Raw genomic sequence first — 18,417 nt, forward strand, 5'->3', positions numbered from 1 at the left:
TCCATATGATGAATTACGAGGAAAAAATCTATCATTTACTGAGGGTGTTTTATGTGAATCAGCCATTTGTTTCCCATCTATTCGAAGCCTATTTTATCGCGCTCGGTGTTTTGCTTGGCGGCTCTCTTATTGGGGGATTGGCCGCTTTTTTGACAGGACAGCCCTTAATGACGGAAATCGCCCGCTTCTCAAGTTCCATCCGGATTTGGGCCATCATCGCTGCCATAGGCGGTACCTTTGATACCGTATACAGCTTTGAACGAGGGCTTTTAAACGGTGAAACAAAAGATATTTTCAAGCAATTCCTTTTAATCCTCACAGCCATGGGCGGTGCACAGACAGGAGCACTGCTGATCAACTGGCTGACGCAGGAGCATGTCTAAAATGAGGATCCCCCCTTATTACCGCAAACCTGAATGGCAAAGATTCTTTTCTGGCATGGCCATAGGCGCTGTCTTGAGCTGGTGTGTGTTCCTATATATCAATGGAGCATCCCTTGAAAAAAATGCGAAGACTATACATGAACAAAAAGATGAGATTGCTGAATTAAAAAGTGATATTCAAATCTGGATGGATGATTACGCGGAATTAAATAAAAAAAATCAGGAAAAACTGACCGTCCAGGAGATTAAAGTAAAGATTGTTAACGATCAAAAATATAAAAAATATCTTGATACACTCAGCATCTATGAGATAGAGGAAGAAATCAAAGGGCAGTTGAACATGCTGCTAGCCAAGGACTTGGATTCCGTTTTCAAAAGCAGGGATTTGATCACCAAAGTCATTGAAAACAAATCCATCAAAGTGAGCGACAAACGATATAAACTGAAAATCAAATCGATGGTCATCTATACTTCCGTCAGCATCCAGGTGGAGATTAGCCTGGATTGATTGGTGAGCCGGTTATCTTCGCTTGTTTGGTAGAGAGCAACGGAACTCTTGCTCGAGTTAAGCTTCTCTCTGACAGTATTGGAGAGTTCTGCTTGAAAGCTGTCATGTCCCAGCTATTTTTGACAGCTTTCAAGCGTTTCATATGGAAGCTGTCATGATTAAAGCTTTATCTTGACAGCTTTGGGCTCTCAACCCTGAAACCTGTCACAATAACCATGTTTTCTTGACAGCTTGGGGCTCTGAACCCTGAAACCTGTCACAATAATTCCATTTTCTTGACAGCTTTGGGCTCTGAACACCGGAACCTGTCACAATACCCACGTTTTCTTGACAGCTTTGGGCTCCGAACTCTAGAACCTGTCACAATTACTCCGTTTTCTTGACAGCTTGGGGCTCTGAACTCTGAAACCTGTCACAATAATTCCATTTTCTTGACAGCTTTGGGCTCTCAACCCTGAAACCTGTCACAATAACCATGTTTTCTTGACAGCTTGGGACTCTGAACTCTGAAACTTGTCACAATAATTCCATTTTCTTGACAGCTTTGGGCTCTGAACACCGGAACCTGTCACAATACCCACGTTTTCTTGACAGCTTTGGGCTCCGAACTCTAGAACCTGTCACAATAACTCCGTTTTCTTGACAGCTTTGGGCTCTGAACTCTGAAACCTGTCACAATAACCGTGTTTTCTTGATAGCTTTTGAGCTTGCCACACGAAAGCTGTCTGAATCAGATCACAGGTAATTCACTCCAGTTATTATCTGTTTGTGTGACTCCTGAAAAATACGGGAATTATAAAGCATATGCAAAGGTATAAAACAGGAGGGATTCAGATGAGTTTTAACAATGGGGCAGGAAATAGCGGCAGCGGCGTCGGAGGTGGCTTATTCCCGCCTTACGCGATAAATAATGCTAACTCTGATAACCAGGTGAAATTAAATGAGGACCAATACGATGTGTATGTGAATGATGATTTTGTCGGTCAAAAAAGCCTTAAAAATCAGGGTGAAAATCTTTCCGACATCGATGACTTCTTAAAACAGCAAGGTATCACCGATTTTACTGCTTCCCTAGATGGTGATCACTATCATATCAAAACAGATGGTTCGAATGCGGAAATCACGGGTGCCTTACAGGTGTATTTCAATAATAGATAATTTGGATTGAAAAGGTGCGCTTCCATGCTGAAGCGCACCTTTATGATGTTATTCCTTGCATGCATTAATCAGGTCATCAAGAACACGGTCGACATCGTCCCATGAATAAATGGACGCTCCCGCAGCGAGCGGATGGCCGCCGCCATTGTAATTCCTGGCGATCGTATTGATTACAGGTCCTTTGGAACGAAGGCGAACCCTGATTTGATCTTCTTCCTCAATGAAAAATACCCAGGCCTTGATTCCCCTGACATTCCCCAGCTCACTCACAAGCAATGATGCTTCAGATGGCTTGACGGAGTACTGATCAAGCAGCTCCTGCTTCATCACGACCTTGGCCGCACCATTTTCCAGCAGCTCGAAGTTCTGGAGGATGTATCCGTTCAACTTCACCACATTCGGCGCCAACTCATACATTCTGTCATAAAGCTCTGTCCGCGAGAAGTTATAATGGATCAATTCTCCTGCGTAGGCAAAAGTTTTGTTAGTCGTGCTCGGATACAGGAAGCGGCCAGTGTCGCCAACGATGCCTGCATACAGCAATCTGGCTGCTTCGTCAGACATCTTCAGTCCTTTATCCTTGAAAGTCAGGTAAAACTCATAAATCATTTCACTCGTAGAGCTTGCCGAAGTATCCACCCATTGAAGATCACCGTACGGATCTTCATTCGGGTGATGGTCAATCTTCACAAGCTGCTCTCCTAAACCATAACGATCATCGCATATTCGCTCGGCATTCGCTGTATCACAGACAATGACCAGCGCGCCTTTAAAAGTATCGTCCGAGATAGAATCAAGCCTTCTCAAATAATGAAGCGATGGCTCCTCTTCGCCGACAGTATAAATCGTCTTTTCAGGGTACGAAGCCTCCAGGATTTCAGCCAGCCCTCCCTGTGAACCGTATGCATCCGGGTCTGGTCTCACATGACGATGGATAATGATCGTTTCGTAATTTTCAATTGCCTCAAGTATTTGCTCTTTCATCAAAATGCTCCTCCATTTTTTCATATCTTAATTATGAACATATTTTTTGGAAAAGAAAAGCAGAACATCATCTAGCAAAGTTTCTGTCATTCTCTAACCTTTGCTTGGCAATACCCCTCGATAAGCTGTAAAATAGAGTAGATTATGAATTTGGAGGAATTGCAATGCCTATTCTCGTATTTTTGATCGTACTTTCTTTTGTCTTCTATATCTTTTACAAGATTAAATATGTCCGCAGTAAAAGGCCTGCAGAACGCAGCTGGCTTTCGGCCAAATCAAGCATCGCACTTGGATTGTTCGTCGGACTTTTCGGAATCAACCAGCTATTCCTTTTCCAAACGACTGTCACCTACATCGTAAGTGCCATCTTCATTATTATGGGTTCAATGAGTGTTTGGGCGGGAATCAAAGCATATAAGTTCTACCTTCCGCACGCTGCGAAAGAAGCACAGGAAAACTAAAAGACAAGGCTCTGTTTTCATTCATTGTTGATTCTCCTGTAGGTTGAGGATTCATTAGCGGAGGATTTCCGGCTATTGTATTTAGTGGACACTAATGAAGCTGAAATAAGCGGAGATATTCCGGTTAACTATTAAAAACAAGACAAAATTCAACGATTTGGATTAAATAAACGGAAAAACGACCCTTATTTTTAAGAAAATAAGGGTCGTTTCCAATTTAAGCGAAATTTTTCCGTTTATTTTTCAATCACCGTAAAAATCAACTTTCAGTTATTACTAAAGCCAAAGCCAATCCGGTTCAGGATCGGCTTTATACATCTTTTATTGCCTATCTACTAACTTGCAAGTCCATTAGTGCCGGTCGATCAGCCTTTCCACACCCATTAATGCCTATCAATCAGCTGGCACATCATCATCGCCTTGCCTACAAGAATTCCGTCATTGAAGGCTTCGATATCGACCTTCCCGAACTTCCTTCCTACTTCAAGCACCTTCGGATAAATCTCTATGACACTGTCAATTTGCACTGGCTTTATAAAATAGATCGTCATATTCTCGACAACCAGGTCACCTTTTTTATAGCCCCTCAGCACGCGGTTTGCGGCTTCTGTGACGATGGTTGTAAACACGCCATATGAAATCGTACCAAGATGATTCGTCATCTGCGGAGTCACCTGGCAGCGGAAAATGTCTTCATCCTTTGTTTTTCCTTTTGCCAGGACGAGCTGGTTTGTAACGGTATCATCGAGGGTTTCCCCTACCTGAGGCTGGCGCTGGATCATTTGGAGGGCCTTCAACACATCTTGCCTGCTGACAATGCCCTGAAGCCTGTTGGCATCATCCACAACGGGCAGGACTTCAATCCCTTCCCACACCATCATATGGGCGGATGAAGCGACACTCGTCGACCCGCTAACGGTCATTGGATTCTTTGTCATGATTTTCTCAATCAAGGTGTCCTGTTCATGGCCCATAACGTCCTTCGATGTGATCATGCCGATTACTTTCATATTCTGGTCCACTACCGGGAAGCGGCTGTGCAGTGTTTCATCCTTGTGGCGGTACCAATCTGATACACGCTCATTGGCCTTAAGGAAAATCGTTTCAGAAACTGGTGTCAGGATATCCTCAACAAGGATAATTTCCTTTTTGATCAACTGATCGTAAATCGCACGGTTGATCATGGTGGCGACTGTAAAAGTATCATAGCTGCTTGAAATGATCGGGAGCTGCAGTTCGTCTGCCAGCTTTTTCACATGGTCTTCGGTATCAAAGCCCCCAGTCACTAAAACAGCTGCCCCTGCCCTGAGCGCCTGCTCATGAGCTTTGTCGCGGTTCCCGACGATGAGCAGATTGCCCGCACCCGTATAACGCATCATCGCTTCAAGCTTCATCGCCCCGATGACGAATTTGTTCAATGTTTTATGAAGACCAGCACGTCCGCCGAGTACCTGGCCATCAACAATATTGACAACCTCCGCAAAGGTAAGCTTCTCTATGTTCTCTTTCTTTTTCCGTTCAATACGGATAGTGCCAACACGCTCAATCGTGCTGACATACCCTTTATTTTCAGCATCCTTAATGGCTCTATATGCAGTTCCTTCGCTTACGTTCAGCGCCTTGGCGATTTGGCGTACCGATATTTTTTCTCCTATTGGCAATTCATCTATATATTGAAGTATTTGTTCATGCTTAGTTGCCAAGACTTTCACCCTTTTTAATAATTTTCCGTTCAAAGTAGTTCTATCCATTATTATTATAAGGTTTATAAGGGAGGGATTCAATTTAATTAGGAAGGAAGTCCTTTATATAAAAGAAAAACTGGCTGAACCATATCAGCCAGTGTAAACGCGTGATTTTCTCTTCAAGCTGTTTTCCATCTTCCTGCTGCCTGGCTGTGATCGTTTTTTTGGCGTGTATAAAAAAGCTGCCAGGTTCCCTGCGAAGACTAGCAGGGCCAGGAAGAGCCAGGAACCGGCAAACAAAGCTTCTTTCCCTCCCATCTGGAAGTTGAGCTCCGGCATTCCTATGTAAAGCATCATGCCGCATAACAGCAGGTATAGCAAGTAACGGTTCTTCTTCATTTTTTCCCTCCTACAGGTTGTCTTAGTTTATATCTATGCTTCCTAAGCTAAAATTAGCATATTAAATAGAAAAAGCTGCACAAGTTCATGTGCAGCTTTTGACTCCTATAATTCAATTGCCTCTCCTGCTTCAAGAACAGTGCCTTTATTTTTCTTGAGCATTTTTACAAAGGCATGTGGATCCTGCTTGATTGGCGGGAATGTATTGAAGTGGATTGGCACCACTTGCTTCGCATCCAGAAATTCCGCAGCCAATGCTGCATCCTCCGGGCCCATTGTAAAATTGTCGCCGATCGGCAGGAATGCCAGGTCAATTGGATGTCTCTCCCCAATCAGCTTCATATCTGAAAACAGACCCGTGTCACCTGCATGGAACACCGTCTTCCCTTCTGCCATCAACAGAATTCCAGCAGGCATGCCGCCATAAATGATTTCATTGTTTTCAGTGATCATGCCTGTTCCATGGAAGGCAGGTGTCATTTTGACTTTGCCAAAATCAAATTCATACGCTCCGCCTATCGACATGCCATGAGTGTTCAAGCCTTTCCAGCTTAAATATGTAGCCACTTCGAAGTTGGCGATTACAAGCGCATCATGCTTCTTCGCCAGTTCGACCGTATCCCCAAGATGGTCGCCATGGGCATGGGTCAGGATGATGACGTCAGGTTTCACATCTCCCACCTTTAAATCGGTCAGATCATTGCCTGTAATGAATGGATCAATCAGAATGGTCTTTCCATTTGTTTCGATTTTAACAACAGAATGTCCGTGATAAGATACTTTCATATTCTCTCTCCTTTCATCTAAGGCTTTTCTGGCTAAAGACTTCTCCTGCAGCCTTTGCGAAAAAAGCCATCTTACTAAATTATTTCAACACCCTTTGTCTATCTCCTTCTTCCAATTTCTTTATACCCAACAGCCTCTTTCGTTAAAAGTTTTACTTTTCACCAGCGAATTGCTACTCTCATAGTGTGATGTACATATCAGAGGAGGAATTTATATGACTGAAAGATTGGCTGAGTTATCAGGATGGATGAAGGACAATGGTGTCGATGTCACTTTTGTTACATCACCTGACAATGTATTTTACCTTAGCGGATTTTTAAGCGATCCCCATGAAAGACTGCTGGCGGTTGCGGTATTCCAGGATGCCGAGCCTTTCATGATTTGCCCGGCGATGGATAAGGAAAACGCGAAAAATGCAGGATGGGAGCTTGAGATTATCGGGTACAGCGATACCGATGATTCAATGGAGCTTGCTTACAATGCAATCAAGAATCGCGTTCCTTCTATCAAGAAAACAGCGATTGAGAAGGAACAATTGAATGTAGAGCGCTATGAAAAGATGTCTGCCTTGTTTGGCGGCTCAGAATTTGTTTCGGCAGAAGAAAAACTTCGCCTGATGCGAATGATCAAAAGTGAAGAAGAATTGCAGAAATTGAGAGTAGCGTGTGAGCTAGCAGACTTTGCCATCCAGACAGGAGTTAGCGAAATCCAGGAAGGCAAAACCGAACTTGACGTACTTGCAGCGATTGAATACGAATTGAAGAAAAAAGGCGTAACGCAGATGTCGTTTTCAACGATGGTCCTTACAGGTGCAAATGCAGCAGCTCCGCATGGCACACCAGGACTGACAAAGATCAAGAAAGGCGATCTTGTCCTGTTCGACCTAGGTGTTGTGATGGATGGCTACTGCTCGGACATCACAAGGACTGTTGCTTACGGTGAGATCAACAAACAGCAGGAAGAAATCTATAACACCGTATTGAAAGCACAGCTGAAAGCCCTTGATACCGCACGAGCTGGTGTTGCCTGCTCAGAGGTCGACCTTGCTGCACGCCGTGTGATTGAAGAGGCTGGATACGGCGACTACTTCCCTCACCGCCTTGGACACGGACTCGGAGTCAGCGTCCACGAGTATCCATCACTGACCAGCACCAATCCTTTAGTGATGGAAAAAGGAATGGTGTTCACCGCTGAGCCAGGAATTTATGTGCCAGGCGTCGCCGGAGTAAGGATTGAGGATGATGTCGTCATCACAGAGGACGGAATCGAAATACTGACGAAATTCCCTAAAGAATTGGTATTTGTATCGTAAAATAAACACAAAACCGCCTGGGTCACTTGATCCAGGCGGTTTGTTTTTGGTTGAAAAGGCTAATTTCCATAGCGCATTTAACGCTGCAAATTTAATATAGCGACTATAGCGACTTTTATTTTTATATAGCGAGTTTTTAGTTTATATAGCGAGTTTCAATTTTTTAAAGCGATTTTTTATTTTTTATAGCGAGTTTCGACTTTTTATAGCGAATCGGAAAATATCTGAGTTTTTTTTCCAGTTAAAAAAGAGCAGCATGCGAAGCTGCTCTTTTCAGATTTTAGCGATTATCGACTTTTTCCGGATACATATCGTGGTTCATCATCCGGTAGTTTGCCATTTCTTCATACTTCGTTCCTGGCTTGCCGTAGTTGGTGTACGGATCGATGGAGATGCCGCCTCTTGGCGTGAATTTGCCCCAAACCTCGATATACCTTGGGTCCATCAGTTTGATCAGGTCATTCATGATGATGTTCATGCAATCTTCATGGAAATCCCCGTGGTTCCTGAAGCTGAACAGATATAATTTCAGCGCTTTGCTCTCGACCATTAGTTTGTCTGGAATATAGCTGATATAAATCGATGCAAAGTCAGGCTGTCCTGTAATCGGGCAAAGACTCGTGAATTCCGGTGTGTTGAATTTTACAAAATAATCGCGGTACGGATGTTTATTTTCAAAGGTTTCAAGGATTTCAGGAGAGTACTCAAACAAGTATTTTGTTCCCTGATTGCCTAGCAATGTCAAATCTTTCATTTCTTCATCTTTTCTTCCAGCCATGATAAAAGCCTCCTATTTAATCTGCACGCTTTCGAGGCCCAGGAACTTTGCTTATCAAATAAAAAACCATATCCTCTGGGATATGGTTGAAATTTTTCAAAGCCATAGTTTTTTATAGAGGGTGTCCGCTATGAACCTCTCCCGCGAATGCAGGATGATTTTATTGAATTTTATATAGCAACTATAATGAAAACCCCTATTAAAGTCAAAAGAAAATTTTGAATGGAAATATGACAAATTCATGTATTTCCATTTTTTATTTTTACATATGTTCATATGGTTATTTACATATGTTCACCCACCTGATATATTATTCATGTAAGTGACACATAATAAATTGAGGTTATATATTTTTTCTAATTGATGAAAGCGTTTCAACTATTTTTTATACAGAAAGGGTTTGAACTAAATGACGAATGAACTAGCAAGAATGATCGACCACACATTACTTAAAGCAAATGCAACCGAAGCGGAGATTGTAAAGCTGGCTGAGGAAGCAAAAGAATATAAATTTGCTTCTGTTTGCGTTAACCCAACTTGGGTAAAGAAGGCAGCTGAAATCCTTAAGGATGTTGAGGGTGTAGAAGTATGTACTGTAATCGGTTTCCCTCTAGGCGCTTCAACATCTGAGGTAAAAGCATTCGAAACTAAGAATGCAATCGAAAATGGCGCAACTGAAGTTGATATGGTCATCAATATCGGCGCATTGAAAGACAAGCAATACGACTTGGTTGAACAAGATATCAAAGCGGTAGTTGACGCTGCAAAAGGCAAAGCATTGACTAAGGTCATCATTGAAACTTGCCTTCTTACTGATGAGGAAAAAGAAATGGCATGCAAACTTTCTGTCAATGCAGGAGCAGATTTCGTGAAGACTTCAACTGGTTTCTCAACAGGCGGAGCTACGGTGGAAGATATCGCCCTAATGAGAAAAACAGTTGGCCCTGATCTTGGCGTTAAGGCTTCAGGCGGAGTCAGAAGCCTTGAAGATGCACAGAACATGATCGAAGCTGGCGCAACAAGAATTGGCGCAAGCTCTGGTGTGGCAATCGTCAACGGCCTGTCTTCAGACTCTTCTTACTAAGCATAAAAATATCAAACGGGAATGGGGAATGGACGATGGATAAAAAAACGCTTGTTGAAAAAGCTATTGATGCAAGAAGCAAAGCATACGTTCCATATTCTAAGTTTCAGGTTGGCGCTGCAATTATCACAAGTAATGATCATGTCTATCTTGGCTGCAATATTGAAAATGCCTCGTTTGGCCTGACGAACTGTGCCGAAAGAACAGCCATTTTCAAGGCCGTTTCTGAAGGGGATACAGAAATCAAGGCGATTGCAGTAGTCGCTGATACAGAAGGTCCTGTTTCTCCTTGCGGTGCCTGCCGCCAGGTAATTGCGGAATTCGCAACTGACGATACAAAGATTTACCTTGCCAACCTTAACGGGGATGTTAAGGAAACGACAATCGATGAAATTCTTCCTGGCTATTTTACTTCCAAGGATATGGATAAGGTAGATATGTCAAAGAAGATGGTTTAATGTGATTATTTGAAAATTAACAAGGGGCAATTTCGTGATCCTGAATGGATAACGGGGTTGCTCTTTCTTATTCACCCTATTTTTGCTTGATAAAGGAGGAAAGAGCTGATCGACTTGGTCGGCATTACATCATGGGAGACGCAGGTTTATTATTATCAGGCGCAGCACTTTTCCTGAACAGCTTGATGCTTTTAGGGAAGGCTAACGCGAAAAGCGTGGCAGTATTCAATCTATTCATCGGGGCATTGCAAGTCATCGTGCCCTTTTACTTGATTGCTGTATCAGATCAGAATAACTGGACGGTCTACAGCCTTGCAAGCATCTTTCTATTTGGTTTCACCTATTTATATGTCGGGTTGACATTGTGGAAAGAGCTTGATGGCACCGGCCTTGGATGGTATTCCCTCTGGGTTGCGATCCTTGCCGTCATTTATGCGGCGGTTGCCTTTGTCCATTTTGATGACATTGTCAACGCTCTTACATGGCTGATGTGGGCATATCTATGGTTCCTGTTCTTTTTATCAATGGGAATGGGCAAGAAAATTGACGTTTATATTGGAAAGGTTGCAATGGTCCAGTCATGGCTGACATTGACCTTCCCGGCCCTGCTGTCGATGACTGGTCTATGGAAGACGGATCAGGTTGCCAATGCCTGGATTTACTTCTCAATTGCCGCTTTTCTATACTTTGCTTATATAACATTAAGGCTTAAGAAAGCTTCTGCCAGAACCGAGAAATTCGCATAAGATCCAAAAAACCGTCCTGCCAAATCGGCCAGGACGGTTTTTTGTTAGGCATTACTTCGCAAGTACGTTAGTCAATACTGGAACGACCTGCTTCTTGCGTGATACTACGCCCTTTAGGGTCGCAGTATTGTTTTCAAGTGTAACATTGAATGCTTCCTCAACAGCTGCAGCCTTTTCACCAATCGCAAGCGCTGCAGAATCATTTGTCAATATATCTGTGATGACAAGCAAGAATAGGTCAAGCTTCTTTTCTGTCACTTTATTGATCAATGCTTCTTCAATCTCCACTCTGCGTAAAAGGACGTCATTGACATCAACTGTGTTTACTTGTGCGATTTCAACCTTGGATTCACCCATTTGGAATTCCTTGGCATCAAGTGAGATAAGCTCTTCGATTGTTTTGCTGCTGAGATCCGCGCCAGCCTTCAGCATTTCAAGGCCATATTCCTCAGCATCCACACCTGCGATTTCAGCCAATTCACGTGCCGCTGCAACGTCCTGGTCTGTGCAAGTCGGGGACTTGAATAATAATGAATCAGAAATGATCGCTGACAGCATTAGTCCTGCGACATTCTTATCGATCTCTACATTGTTTTCTTTGTACATTTTATTTAGGATTGTCGCCGTACAGCCTACTGGCTCAACACGGAAATATAGCGGATCGCTCGTCTCAAAGTTCGCCACACGGTGGTGGTCGATGACCTCGATGATTTGTACATCTGTAATATCATCAGCGCTCTGCTGGCGTTCATTGTGGTCAACAAGGATGACCTTGTCCACTTCCTCTGAAACTCTTCCTGCAAGGCGTGGTGCTTCAGCTTTGAAGTAATCAAGAGCATACTGAGTTTCTCCATTAACCTGGCCCAAACGCACGGCTTCCGCTTCGACACCAAGCTTTTGCTTCAAGTTAGCATAGGCAATGGCAGAGCAAATTGTATCCGTATCAGGATTTTTATGTCCAAAAACAAGTACTTTTTCCATCATGACACTCCTCAATAACAAATTAACACGGATATTCTAGCGACTAGAACCCGTATATCCCATAAATAATATACGCTAAAATTGAAAGATTTTAAACAGCTTTGTGTTAAATAGAGTTGCTTTACCTGTATCAACAATAAAAGATCCGGAATATTTCATCCGGATCCAGAAAAATTAAATTTGCTCTAATAACGTTTTTGTTTCAGAGTATACAAGGTTATGCGCTTCTGCTACTGCCTGATAAGTCACATAGCCGTTGAGTGTGTTGATTCCCTTCAGCAATGCTTCATTGTCCAGGCAAGCCTGCTTGTAGCCTTTGTTCGCAATCTGGACAGCGTAAGGCACTGTCACGTTCGTCAGTGCGATTGTTGATGTTCTAGGAACAGCACCAGGCATATTGGCAACTGCGTAGTGAACAACGCCATGCTTTTCATAAGTAGGATTGTCATGTGTCGTGATTCTGTCTGTTGTTTCGAAGATTCCACCCTGGTCGATAGCGATATCGACAACGACTGAACCTGGGTTCATCGACTGGATCATTTCTTCTGTCACAAGCTTAGGAGCCTTCGCACCCGGAATCAATACAGCACCGATTACAAGGTCAGATGCTTTCACTGCTTCAGCAATGTTCAAAGGATTAGACATTAGCGTTGTAATGTCAGAGCCAAAGATATCATCAAGCTGACGAAGACGGTCTGGGTTCAAGTCGATCATTGTAACCTGAGCGCCTAGGCCGACAGCCATTTTCGCTGCGTTTGTGCCAGCTACACCGCCGCCGATGATTGTCACTTTTCCTCTTTGTACACCTGGAACGCCTCCAAGCAGGATTCCTTTTCCACCGTGTACTTTTTCAAGGAACTGCGCACCGATTTGTGTGGACATGCGGCCTGCAACCTCACTCATAGGTGTAAGCAATGGAAGAGAACCGTTAGCCAGCTGTACCGTTTCATAAGCAATGCCGACAACCTTGTTCTCGATCAAAGCCTTAGTCAGTTCTGGTTCTGGAGCAAGATGCAAATATGTAAATAAAATCAAGCCTTCACGGAAATAACCGTATTCTTCTGCAAGAGGTTCTTTTACCTTCATGACCATATCCTGTGCCCATGCTTCTTCAGCACTTCCAACGATTAGAGCACCAGCAGCTTTGTAGTCCTCGTCTGTAAAACTTGAGCCAATTCCAGCTCCAGTCTCAATAAAAACTTCGTGCCCGAAATTTACAAGGTTAACTACACCTGCAGGCGTCATAGCCACACGATTTTCATTGTTTTTTATCTCTTTAGGTACACCGATACGCATTATTGCATACCTCCTATTATAATAATTGCCCTACCATTTCAGCCATGCCACCACTATATCATTTTTCCAGTGAGTATAAAAATACTGAAGGCAAGATGAAAACACTTTCATTTTAGTAGAAAAAGATACATTTGGCAAAACAATTCGTACAAATTTCCCTAAAATATACTATTCTGTATATTTTTAATTTTTAAGGAAGTAGCTTTAAAATAAGAAAAAGACTTGCCAAGCGTTGGTTCTTAGCAAGCCTTCTTCTCATCTCCACTCTATTTTCCATTTTAATAGATATGTTAGCAGGAGTTTTCAGAGCCTGCCAGAACAGCTTTATCTATGTTCCTCGTTGTTTTCTGCTGCAGCCTTCATCTGTTCCTGCGGTACAACTCCGCTGTTGTATGAATCCATGATTTGCTGGCTTACCTGCATGACACCTTGATCATCGTAATCATAAAATGACTGGCCGCGCTGTTGCTTTTTATCCATGTAAAATCCTCCTTCAATATGATGCTTGCATCTATAGTTTTCGTTGGATTGTCACAGCTATACCAAGGAAACTGTTGTATAATATAGGTAAAGGAGGCGAGAACTATGGCACTTTACTATAAGAACATTTTAGTTGCCGTTGATGGTTCTAAACAAGCAGCATGGGCTTTTAAAAAAGCCATTGAGATCGCAAAAAGAAACGACGCGAGTCTGGTCATGACCCACATAATCGATTTACGCACCTTTGCTACTGTCGAGGCATATGACCGTACAATCTCAGAGCGTGCGACGCAGTTCGCTACAGAGTTGATGGAAAGCTACAAGCAGCAGGCAATTGAAGCCGGTATCAAAGACGTAGAGTATGACATCGATTATGGTTCACCAAAGGTCAAGATTGCTAAAGATGTTGCAAAAAAATACAACGCCGACCTTATTATTTGCGGAGCAACAGGAATGAACGCAGTGGAACGCTTCTTCATTGGAAGTGTCTCTGAGCATATCACCCGCTATGCATCCTGTGATGTCCTGGTTGTCCGGACTGACAAAGAGAACTAACCTTACTGAATATACAAAAAGCACGAAGTATCTTAATAGTGATACTTCGTGCTTTTTCCATTTATAATGATGTTCTTGCTTTTTCGATCTGAAGTTTCACCTGTGAAAAACCGGTGCCTCCAGCGCTGTTTCTTCTTTTTACAGCGTTATACGGATTCAATGCTTCGAAAATATCTTCCTCAAACAATGAGTTCGTCGATTTGTAAGCTTCTAGTGGCAGGTCTGCGAGATAGCAGCCTTTTTGGATACACTCTAGGACAAGCTTGCCCACGATTTCATGTGCTTCACGGAAAGGTACGCCTTTTGCTGCCAGATAATCAGCCAGCTCCGTCGCATTAGAAAAATCCTTCTTGACTGATTGGGCCATTTCCTCCGATTTCACCTTCATCTCACTGACCATGCCAGCGAAAATTTTCAGGGAACCCTTCACTGTTTTCACAGTATCAAACATGCCTTCTTTATCTTCCTGCATATCCTTGTTATACGCCAGAGGCAATCCCTTCAAAACCGTCAAGAGGCCCATCAGGCTTCCATAGACACGGCCAGTTTTACCGCGGATCAACTCAGCCATATCCGGATTCTTCTTCTGCGGCATGATGCTGCTGCCTGTCGTGAAAGCATCTGAAAGCTCGATGAACTGGAATTCCTGGCTCGACCAAAGGATAAGTTCCTCGCATAATCGTGAAAGATGCATCATTAAAATCGAACTGTCTGAAAGGAACTCAAGAATGAAGTCACGATCACTCACAGCATCCAGGCTGTTTTCATAGATCCCCTCTAACCCGAGAATTTCTGCTGTCATATGGCGGTCAATCGGAAAAGTAGTTCCCGCAAGCGCCCCAGCACCAAGCGGTGACAAATTGATTCTTTTCATACTATCCATAAAACGCTGTTTATCCCGATCGAGCATCCAGAAGTACGCCATGAGATGATGTGCAAAAGAAATCGGCTGTGCCCTCTGCAAATGAGTATATCCAGGCATCAGTGTCTCAATGTTTTGTCCTGCCTGATCTACCAAGGTTCTTTGGAACTCAGAGATCAACTCAATGATTTCCGATACCTGCTCCTTCAGGTACAAATGCATATCAGTCGCCACCTGGTCGTTCCTGCTTCTTGCCGTGTGAAGTTTGCCGCCAGTTGGACCAATCAATTCAGTCAGGTGATGTTCGATATTCAGATGAATATCCTCAAGTTTGGCTGAATATTCAAGTTCGCCATTTGCTGCTTGCTGTTTCAGTTTTTGTAATCCTTGAATGATGTTTTCTGCGTCAGCTTGTGTTATGACTCCGCACTTTGCCAGCATTGTTGCATGGGCGATACTTCCCTCAATATCCTGCTCAGCCAGCTCCTGGTCAAAACCAATAGATGCACCGAATTCATCTACCCAATCTTCAGCGGATCCGGTGAATCTGCCTCCCCATAATTTCTTCACACTGTCACCTTCTTGCCCTGGACCATGCTGTGGACAACTGTTGGCAGTCCCCACAGATTGATGAATCCAACAGCAGCATTATGGTCGAACTCATCGTCAGCAGTGTAAGTGGCCAGTTTTTCATTGTATAAAGAGTACGGAGATTTTCTGCCTTCAATGATCGCATGCCCTTTAAAAAGCTTGACTCGAACTGTGCCTGTTACATGCTTCTGTGTTGATTTCAGGAACGCTGCCAGAGCATCTTTCAGCGGAGAGAACCATAGCCCTTCGTATATCAATTCGGTCATCTTTTTCTCAATTACCGGCTTAAAATGGGCTACCTCTTTTACGAGCGTAATATCCTCCAGTTCCTTATGCGCCTTGATCAATGTCATTGCGGCAGGAGCTTCATATACTTCACGTGACTTGATGCCGACAAGACGGTTTTCCACATGGTCAATCCTTCCCACGCCATGCTTGCCTGCAACAGTGTTAAGCTCCAGGATCAATTCTGATAAAGGATATGATTTACCATTAATCGCGGTAGGAACACCTTCAACAAATTCAATCTCGATGAGGTCCGGTGTATCCGGCGTGTCTTCAAGCTCGGCTGTCAGTTCATAGGCCTCTACTGGAGGCGCCTGCCATGGATCCTCTAATATTCCGCATTCATTGCTTCTTCCCCAAAGATTCTGGTCGATGGAGAACGGGCTGTCGAGATTGATTGGAATCGGAATGCCATTGTTGGCTGCATAAGCGATTTCTTCTTCACGTGACCATTTCCACTCACGGACAGGAGCAATGACCTTAAGATCCGGATTCAATGCTTTGATGGAAACCTCAAACCTCACCTGGTCATTTCCTTTTCCTGTGCAGCCATGTGCAACAGCTGTTGCTCCCTCCATTTCTGCTATTTCTACTAGTTTCTTAGAAATCAATGGACGCGACAACGCAGATACGAGCGGATATTTTCCTTCGTAAAGTGCATGGGCCTGGAGGGCATAAAGTGCATAATCATTGGCGAACTCTTCTTTGACATCCAATACGTATGATTGAACCGCGCCAACCTTCAAAGCTTTTTGTTTTATGAACTCAAGATCTTTTCCTTCACCAACATCAAGGCAGCACGCAATTACCGCGTATCCCTGATCTTTCAGCCATTTAATTGCAACAGATGTATCAAGCCCGCCGGAATAGGCAAGCACCACTTTATTTTCAGCCATTTTTTCATACTCCTTTGTGTTCGAATATTTATTCATAAATATAAATTTTTATTCATGTTTATAAAGTTAACAGGTTTTTGGGCACATTTCAAGATAAAATATGTTTTTTTATTGATCTCGTGAATTCGCCTAGAATGGAAGATGACTTAAAAGTATAGTAGAATGTAAGCAACATTACCGGAATGGGGGCACCATCAGAAATGGAACAATTTTTTCTTTTTAACAGCCGACTTGGCATTCCCCTGCCAGACCTAACAGAAAACTGGGAAGAGTATGACCTGGAAACAAGGCACGGCATTCTCCTCCACTGGGAAAAAATTCGCGGCAGCATTCCCGACCGGATTGCTGAGCTTGAAAAAACAATCAACCTAAAGCAAGCCCAACTTAACGATGAAAGCAACTTTATCCGCTCATGCGAACTGAACAGTGAAATTTCCGAGCTGGCGTCCATCATCAATGACCTCTGGCTCTGGTACCGCACCCAGCAGGACATTTCATCCGAGAAAATGCATCGATAATACTTTCATTGCATAAAAAATAGCCTGGAGCAGTTCCAAGCTATTTTTTGTTTTTACTTTTATGAAAAGAATAAACGGAACCTATTATCAAAGCAGCCCCTGTTAATCTCAGCACACCATTCCCGAATGCACTGAGTTGATCAATGGTTAAGCTAACTAGAATACTGCCAATGAAAATTAAAAAAATCGTGATTAATAACCTCATGTATATTCCTTTTGAAGTTTTTTCCCCATAATGACATAAGGCTCTTCATCACCATTTGGATAAAAGGTATCATTCAAAACGGTCCAACCCAGATTTTCATATAGACTGCGGGCAGGAGCATTATTGCGTTGAGTGGTTAAAACCGCTGTCTGCTGTTCCACACCATCTACCAGCACAGTTACCAATTGTTTTGCCAATCCTTGATTCCTAAATGCTGGATGCACCCCCAATTCAACGAACTCAAAACAATCCGCTAACCAGTTTTGATACTCTTCTGGGTTGAACGCTTTCGACAGCAACCCGTGATAATATTGACCCGGTTGTGAAAAGTAACCATAAGCATAACCAGCCACTTCCCCCTGCTCAGAAATAGCCACAAAACCTTTATAGCCGTCATATCCTGCATGCCTCATCACTCGATCTCTAATGGAACTATCTTCTTGTTCCCATACTTGTTGGTATAAGTCCGTTACGTGGTTCAATAACTCTTCGTCTTTATTAATTTCTCTATACTCGAACATCTTTTTAGGCTTCCCCCTTTTTTTTTGACAGCTTTTCTTGTTTCTCCCGCAAACCTGTCTGAGGTTGGCTCTTCTTTTGACAGCTTTTCTTGTTTTCCTCTCAAACCTGTCTGAAGTTGGCTCTTCTTTTGACAGCTTTTCTTGTTTTCCTCTCAAACCTGTCTGAAGTTGGCTCTTCTTTTGACAGCTTTTCTTGTTTTCCTGTCAAAGCTGTCTGAAGTTGGCTCTTCTTTTGACAGCTTTTCTCGTTTTCCGCTAAAACCTGTCTGAAGTTGGCTCTTCTTCTGACAGCTTTTCTTGTTTCTCCCTTAAACCTGTCTGAAGTTGACTCTTCTTTTGACAGCTTTTCTCGTTTTACTCTTAAACCTGTCTGAAGTTGCTCTTTCTTTTGACAGCTTTTCTCGTTTTACTCTTAAACCTGTCTGAAGTTGCTCTTTCTTTTGACAGCTTTTCTTGTTTTCTTCTTAAACCTGTCTGAAGTTGGC

General features: G+C 43.1%; 21 protein-coding genes. 10 read left to right on the plus strand and 11 right to left on the minus strand.

Translation table 11 applies throughout. The annotated features are described in order from the left end of the window. The first annotated feature begins 5 nt into the window (after positions 1-5). The 3 genes from ytrH (at position 6) to RH061_RS17710 (ending at position 2,049) form a co-directional block, all read left to right on the plus strand. Entirely contained in the window at positions 6-383 is a 378-nt protein-coding gene (gene ytrH, locus RH061_RS17700) for a sporulation membrane protein YtrH (RefSeq protein WP_311072142.1), read from the plus strand. After that, positions 376-891 (plus strand): sporulation membrane protein YtrI, encoded by a 516-nt coding sequence (gene ytrI / locus RH061_RS17705; RefSeq protein WP_311072144.1) that lies wholly within the window; start codon positions 376-378, stop codon positions 889-891. Before ytrH ends, ytrI begins: the two co-directional genes overlap by 8 nt. Before the next feature lie 834 nt (positions 892-1,725). Beyond that, positions 1,726-2,049: a hypothetical protein gene (locus RH061_RS17710; RefSeq protein WP_311072146.1), complete on the plus strand. Its 324-nt coding sequence runs from the start codon at positions 1,726-1,728 to the stop codon at positions 2,047-2,049. Positions 2,050-2,097: 48 nt separating this feature from the next. On the opposite strand, the gene RH061_RS17715 is transcribed toward RH061_RS17710, so the two are convergent. Continuing rightward, positions 2,098-3,033, minus strand: a complete 936-nt coding sequence (locus RH061_RS17715) for a DHH family phosphoesterase (RefSeq protein WP_311072148.1) — start codon at positions 3,031-3,033, stop codon at positions 2,098-2,100. A 164-nt stretch (positions 3,034-3,197) separates the two neighbouring features. Here RH061_RS17715 and RH061_RS17720 point away from each other — a divergent pair, with 164 nt between their 5' ends. Further along, positions 3,198-3,494: a YtpI family protein gene (locus RH061_RS17720; RefSeq protein WP_167832698.1), complete on the plus strand. Its 297-nt coding sequence runs from the start codon at positions 3,198-3,200 to the stop codon at positions 3,492-3,494. Between the two features lie 383 nt (positions 3,495-3,877). Here the strand turns inward: RH061_RS17720 and RH061_RS17725 are convergent, their stop codons facing one another. The 3 genes from RH061_RS17725 to RH061_RS17735 form a co-directional block, all read right to left on the minus strand. Then, on the minus strand, positions 3,878-5,197 hold the full coding sequence (locus RH061_RS17725; protein ID WP_311072150.1) for a DRTGG domain-containing protein: 1,320 nt from the start codon (positions 5,195-5,197) through the stop codon (positions 3,878-3,880). Between the two features lie 132 nt (positions 5,198-5,329). Continuing rightward, positions 5,330-5,578 (minus strand): hypothetical protein, encoded by a 249-nt coding sequence (locus tag RH061_RS17730; RefSeq protein WP_311072151.1) that lies wholly within the window; start codon positions 5,576-5,578, stop codon positions 5,330-5,332. A gap of 105 nt (positions 5,579-5,683) precedes the next feature. Beyond that, positions 5,684-6,364, minus strand: coding sequence for a metal-dependent hydrolase (locus tag RH061_RS17735; RefSeq protein WP_311072152.1), 681 nt, complete (start codon positions 6,362-6,364; stop codon positions 5,684-5,686). Positions 6,365-6,578: 214 nt separating this feature from the next. On the opposite strand from RH061_RS17735, the gene RH061_RS17740 reads away from it, so the two are divergent. Next, the gene (locus tag RH061_RS17740) at positions 6,579-7,676 is read left to right on the plus strand and encodes a M24 family metallopeptidase (protein WP_311072154.1); all 1,098 of its coding nucleotides are present in this window, start codon (positions 6,579-6,581) and stop codon (positions 7,674-7,676) included. A gap of 280 nt (positions 7,677-7,956) precedes the next feature. On the opposite strand, the gene queF is transcribed toward RH061_RS17740, so the two are convergent. Beyond that, complete coding sequence (gene queF / locus RH061_RS17745; RefSeq protein WP_167832694.1) at positions 7,957-8,454, minus strand: preQ(1) synthase; 498 nt, start codon at positions 8,452-8,454, stop codon at positions 7,957-7,959. 409 nt (positions 8,455-8,863) lie between these two features. Between queF and deoC the strand changes: the two genes are divergently transcribed. The 3 genes from deoC (at position 8,864) to RH061_RS17760 (ending at position 10,742) form a co-directional block, all read left to right on the plus strand. Beyond that, entirely contained in the window at positions 8,864-9,538 is a 675-nt protein-coding gene (gene deoC / locus RH061_RS17750; RefSeq protein ID WP_311072157.1) for a deoxyribose-phosphate aldolase, read from the plus strand. Positions 9,539-9,573: 35 nt separating this feature from the next. Continuing rightward, a complete protein-coding gene (locus RH061_RS17755) occupies positions 9,574-9,996 on the plus strand; it encodes a cytidine deaminase (protein ID WP_226085486.1) in 423 nt (140 codons plus the stop codon). A gap of 131 nt (positions 9,997-10,127) precedes the next feature. Further along, on the plus strand, positions 10,128-10,742 hold the full coding sequence (locus RH061_RS17760) for an AmiS/UreI family transporter (protein WP_311076444.1): 615 nt from the start codon (positions 10,128-10,130) through the stop codon (positions 10,740-10,742). A 51-nt stretch (positions 10,743-10,793) separates the two neighbouring features. Here RH061_RS17760 and RH061_RS17765 read toward each other — a convergent pair whose 3' ends face one another. From RH061_RS17765 to RH061_RS17775, 3 genes are all read right to left on the minus strand, one after another. Next, complete coding sequence (locus RH061_RS17765; RefSeq protein ID WP_311076446.1) at positions 10,794-11,723, minus strand: manganese-dependent inorganic pyrophosphatase; 930 nt, start codon at positions 11,721-11,723, stop codon at positions 10,794-10,796. A gap of 174 nt (positions 11,724-11,897) precedes the next feature. Continuing rightward, the gene (gene ald / locus RH061_RS17770) at positions 11,898-13,019 is read right to left on the minus strand and encodes an alanine dehydrogenase (protein WP_167832692.1); all 1,122 of its coding nucleotides are present in this window, start codon (positions 13,017-13,019) and stop codon (positions 11,898-11,900) included. A gap of 324 nt (positions 13,020-13,343) precedes the next feature. Next, the gene (locus tag RH061_RS17775; protein WP_311072159.1) at positions 13,344-13,499 is read right to left on the minus strand and encodes a hypothetical protein; all 156 of its coding nucleotides are present in this window, start codon (positions 13,497-13,499) and stop codon (positions 13,344-13,346) included. Between the two features lie 105 nt (positions 13,500-13,604). Between RH061_RS17775 and RH061_RS17780 the strand changes: the two genes are divergently transcribed. Next, positions 13,605-14,054 carry a universal stress protein gene (locus tag RH061_RS17780; protein ID WP_214780695.1) on the plus strand — a complete coding sequence of 150 codons (450 nt, stop codon included), beginning with the start codon at positions 13,605-13,607 and terminating at the stop codon, positions 14,052-14,054. Positions 14,055-14,115: 61 nt separating this feature from the next. Here RH061_RS17780 and argH read toward each other — a convergent pair whose 3' ends face one another. Further along, positions 14,116-15,486 (minus strand): argininosuccinate lyase, encoded by a 1,371-nt coding sequence (argH, locus tag RH061_RS17785; protein WP_311072161.1) that lies wholly within the window; start codon positions 15,484-15,486, stop codon positions 14,116-14,118. Beyond that, the gene (locus RH061_RS17790) at positions 15,483-16,688 is read right to left on the minus strand and encodes an argininosuccinate synthase (protein ID WP_311072163.1); all 1,206 of its coding nucleotides are present in this window, start codon (positions 16,686-16,688) and stop codon (positions 15,483-15,485) included. Before RH061_RS17790 ends, argH begins: the two co-directional genes overlap by 4 nt. A gap of 200 nt (positions 16,689-16,888) precedes the next feature. Here RH061_RS17790 and RH061_RS17795 point away from each other — a divergent pair, with 200 nt between their 5' ends. Beyond that, positions 16,889-17,206 (plus strand): hypothetical protein, encoded by a 318-nt coding sequence (locus RH061_RS17795; RefSeq protein WP_311072164.1) that lies wholly within the window; start codon positions 16,889-16,891, stop codon positions 17,204-17,206. A gap of 201 nt (positions 17,207-17,407) precedes the next feature. Here RH061_RS17795 and RH061_RS17800 read toward each other — a convergent pair whose 3' ends face one another. After that, positions 17,408-17,932, minus strand: a complete 525-nt coding sequence (locus tag RH061_RS17800) for a GNAT family N-acetyltransferase (protein ID WP_311072165.1) — start codon at positions 17,930-17,932, stop codon at positions 17,408-17,410. Positions 17,933-18,417 lie beyond the last annotated feature (485 nt).

Source organism: Mesobacillus jeotgali (assembly GCF_031759225.1).
GTDB lineage: Bacteria > Bacillota > Bacilli > Bacillales > Cytobacillaceae > Mesobacillus > Mesobacillus jeotgali_B.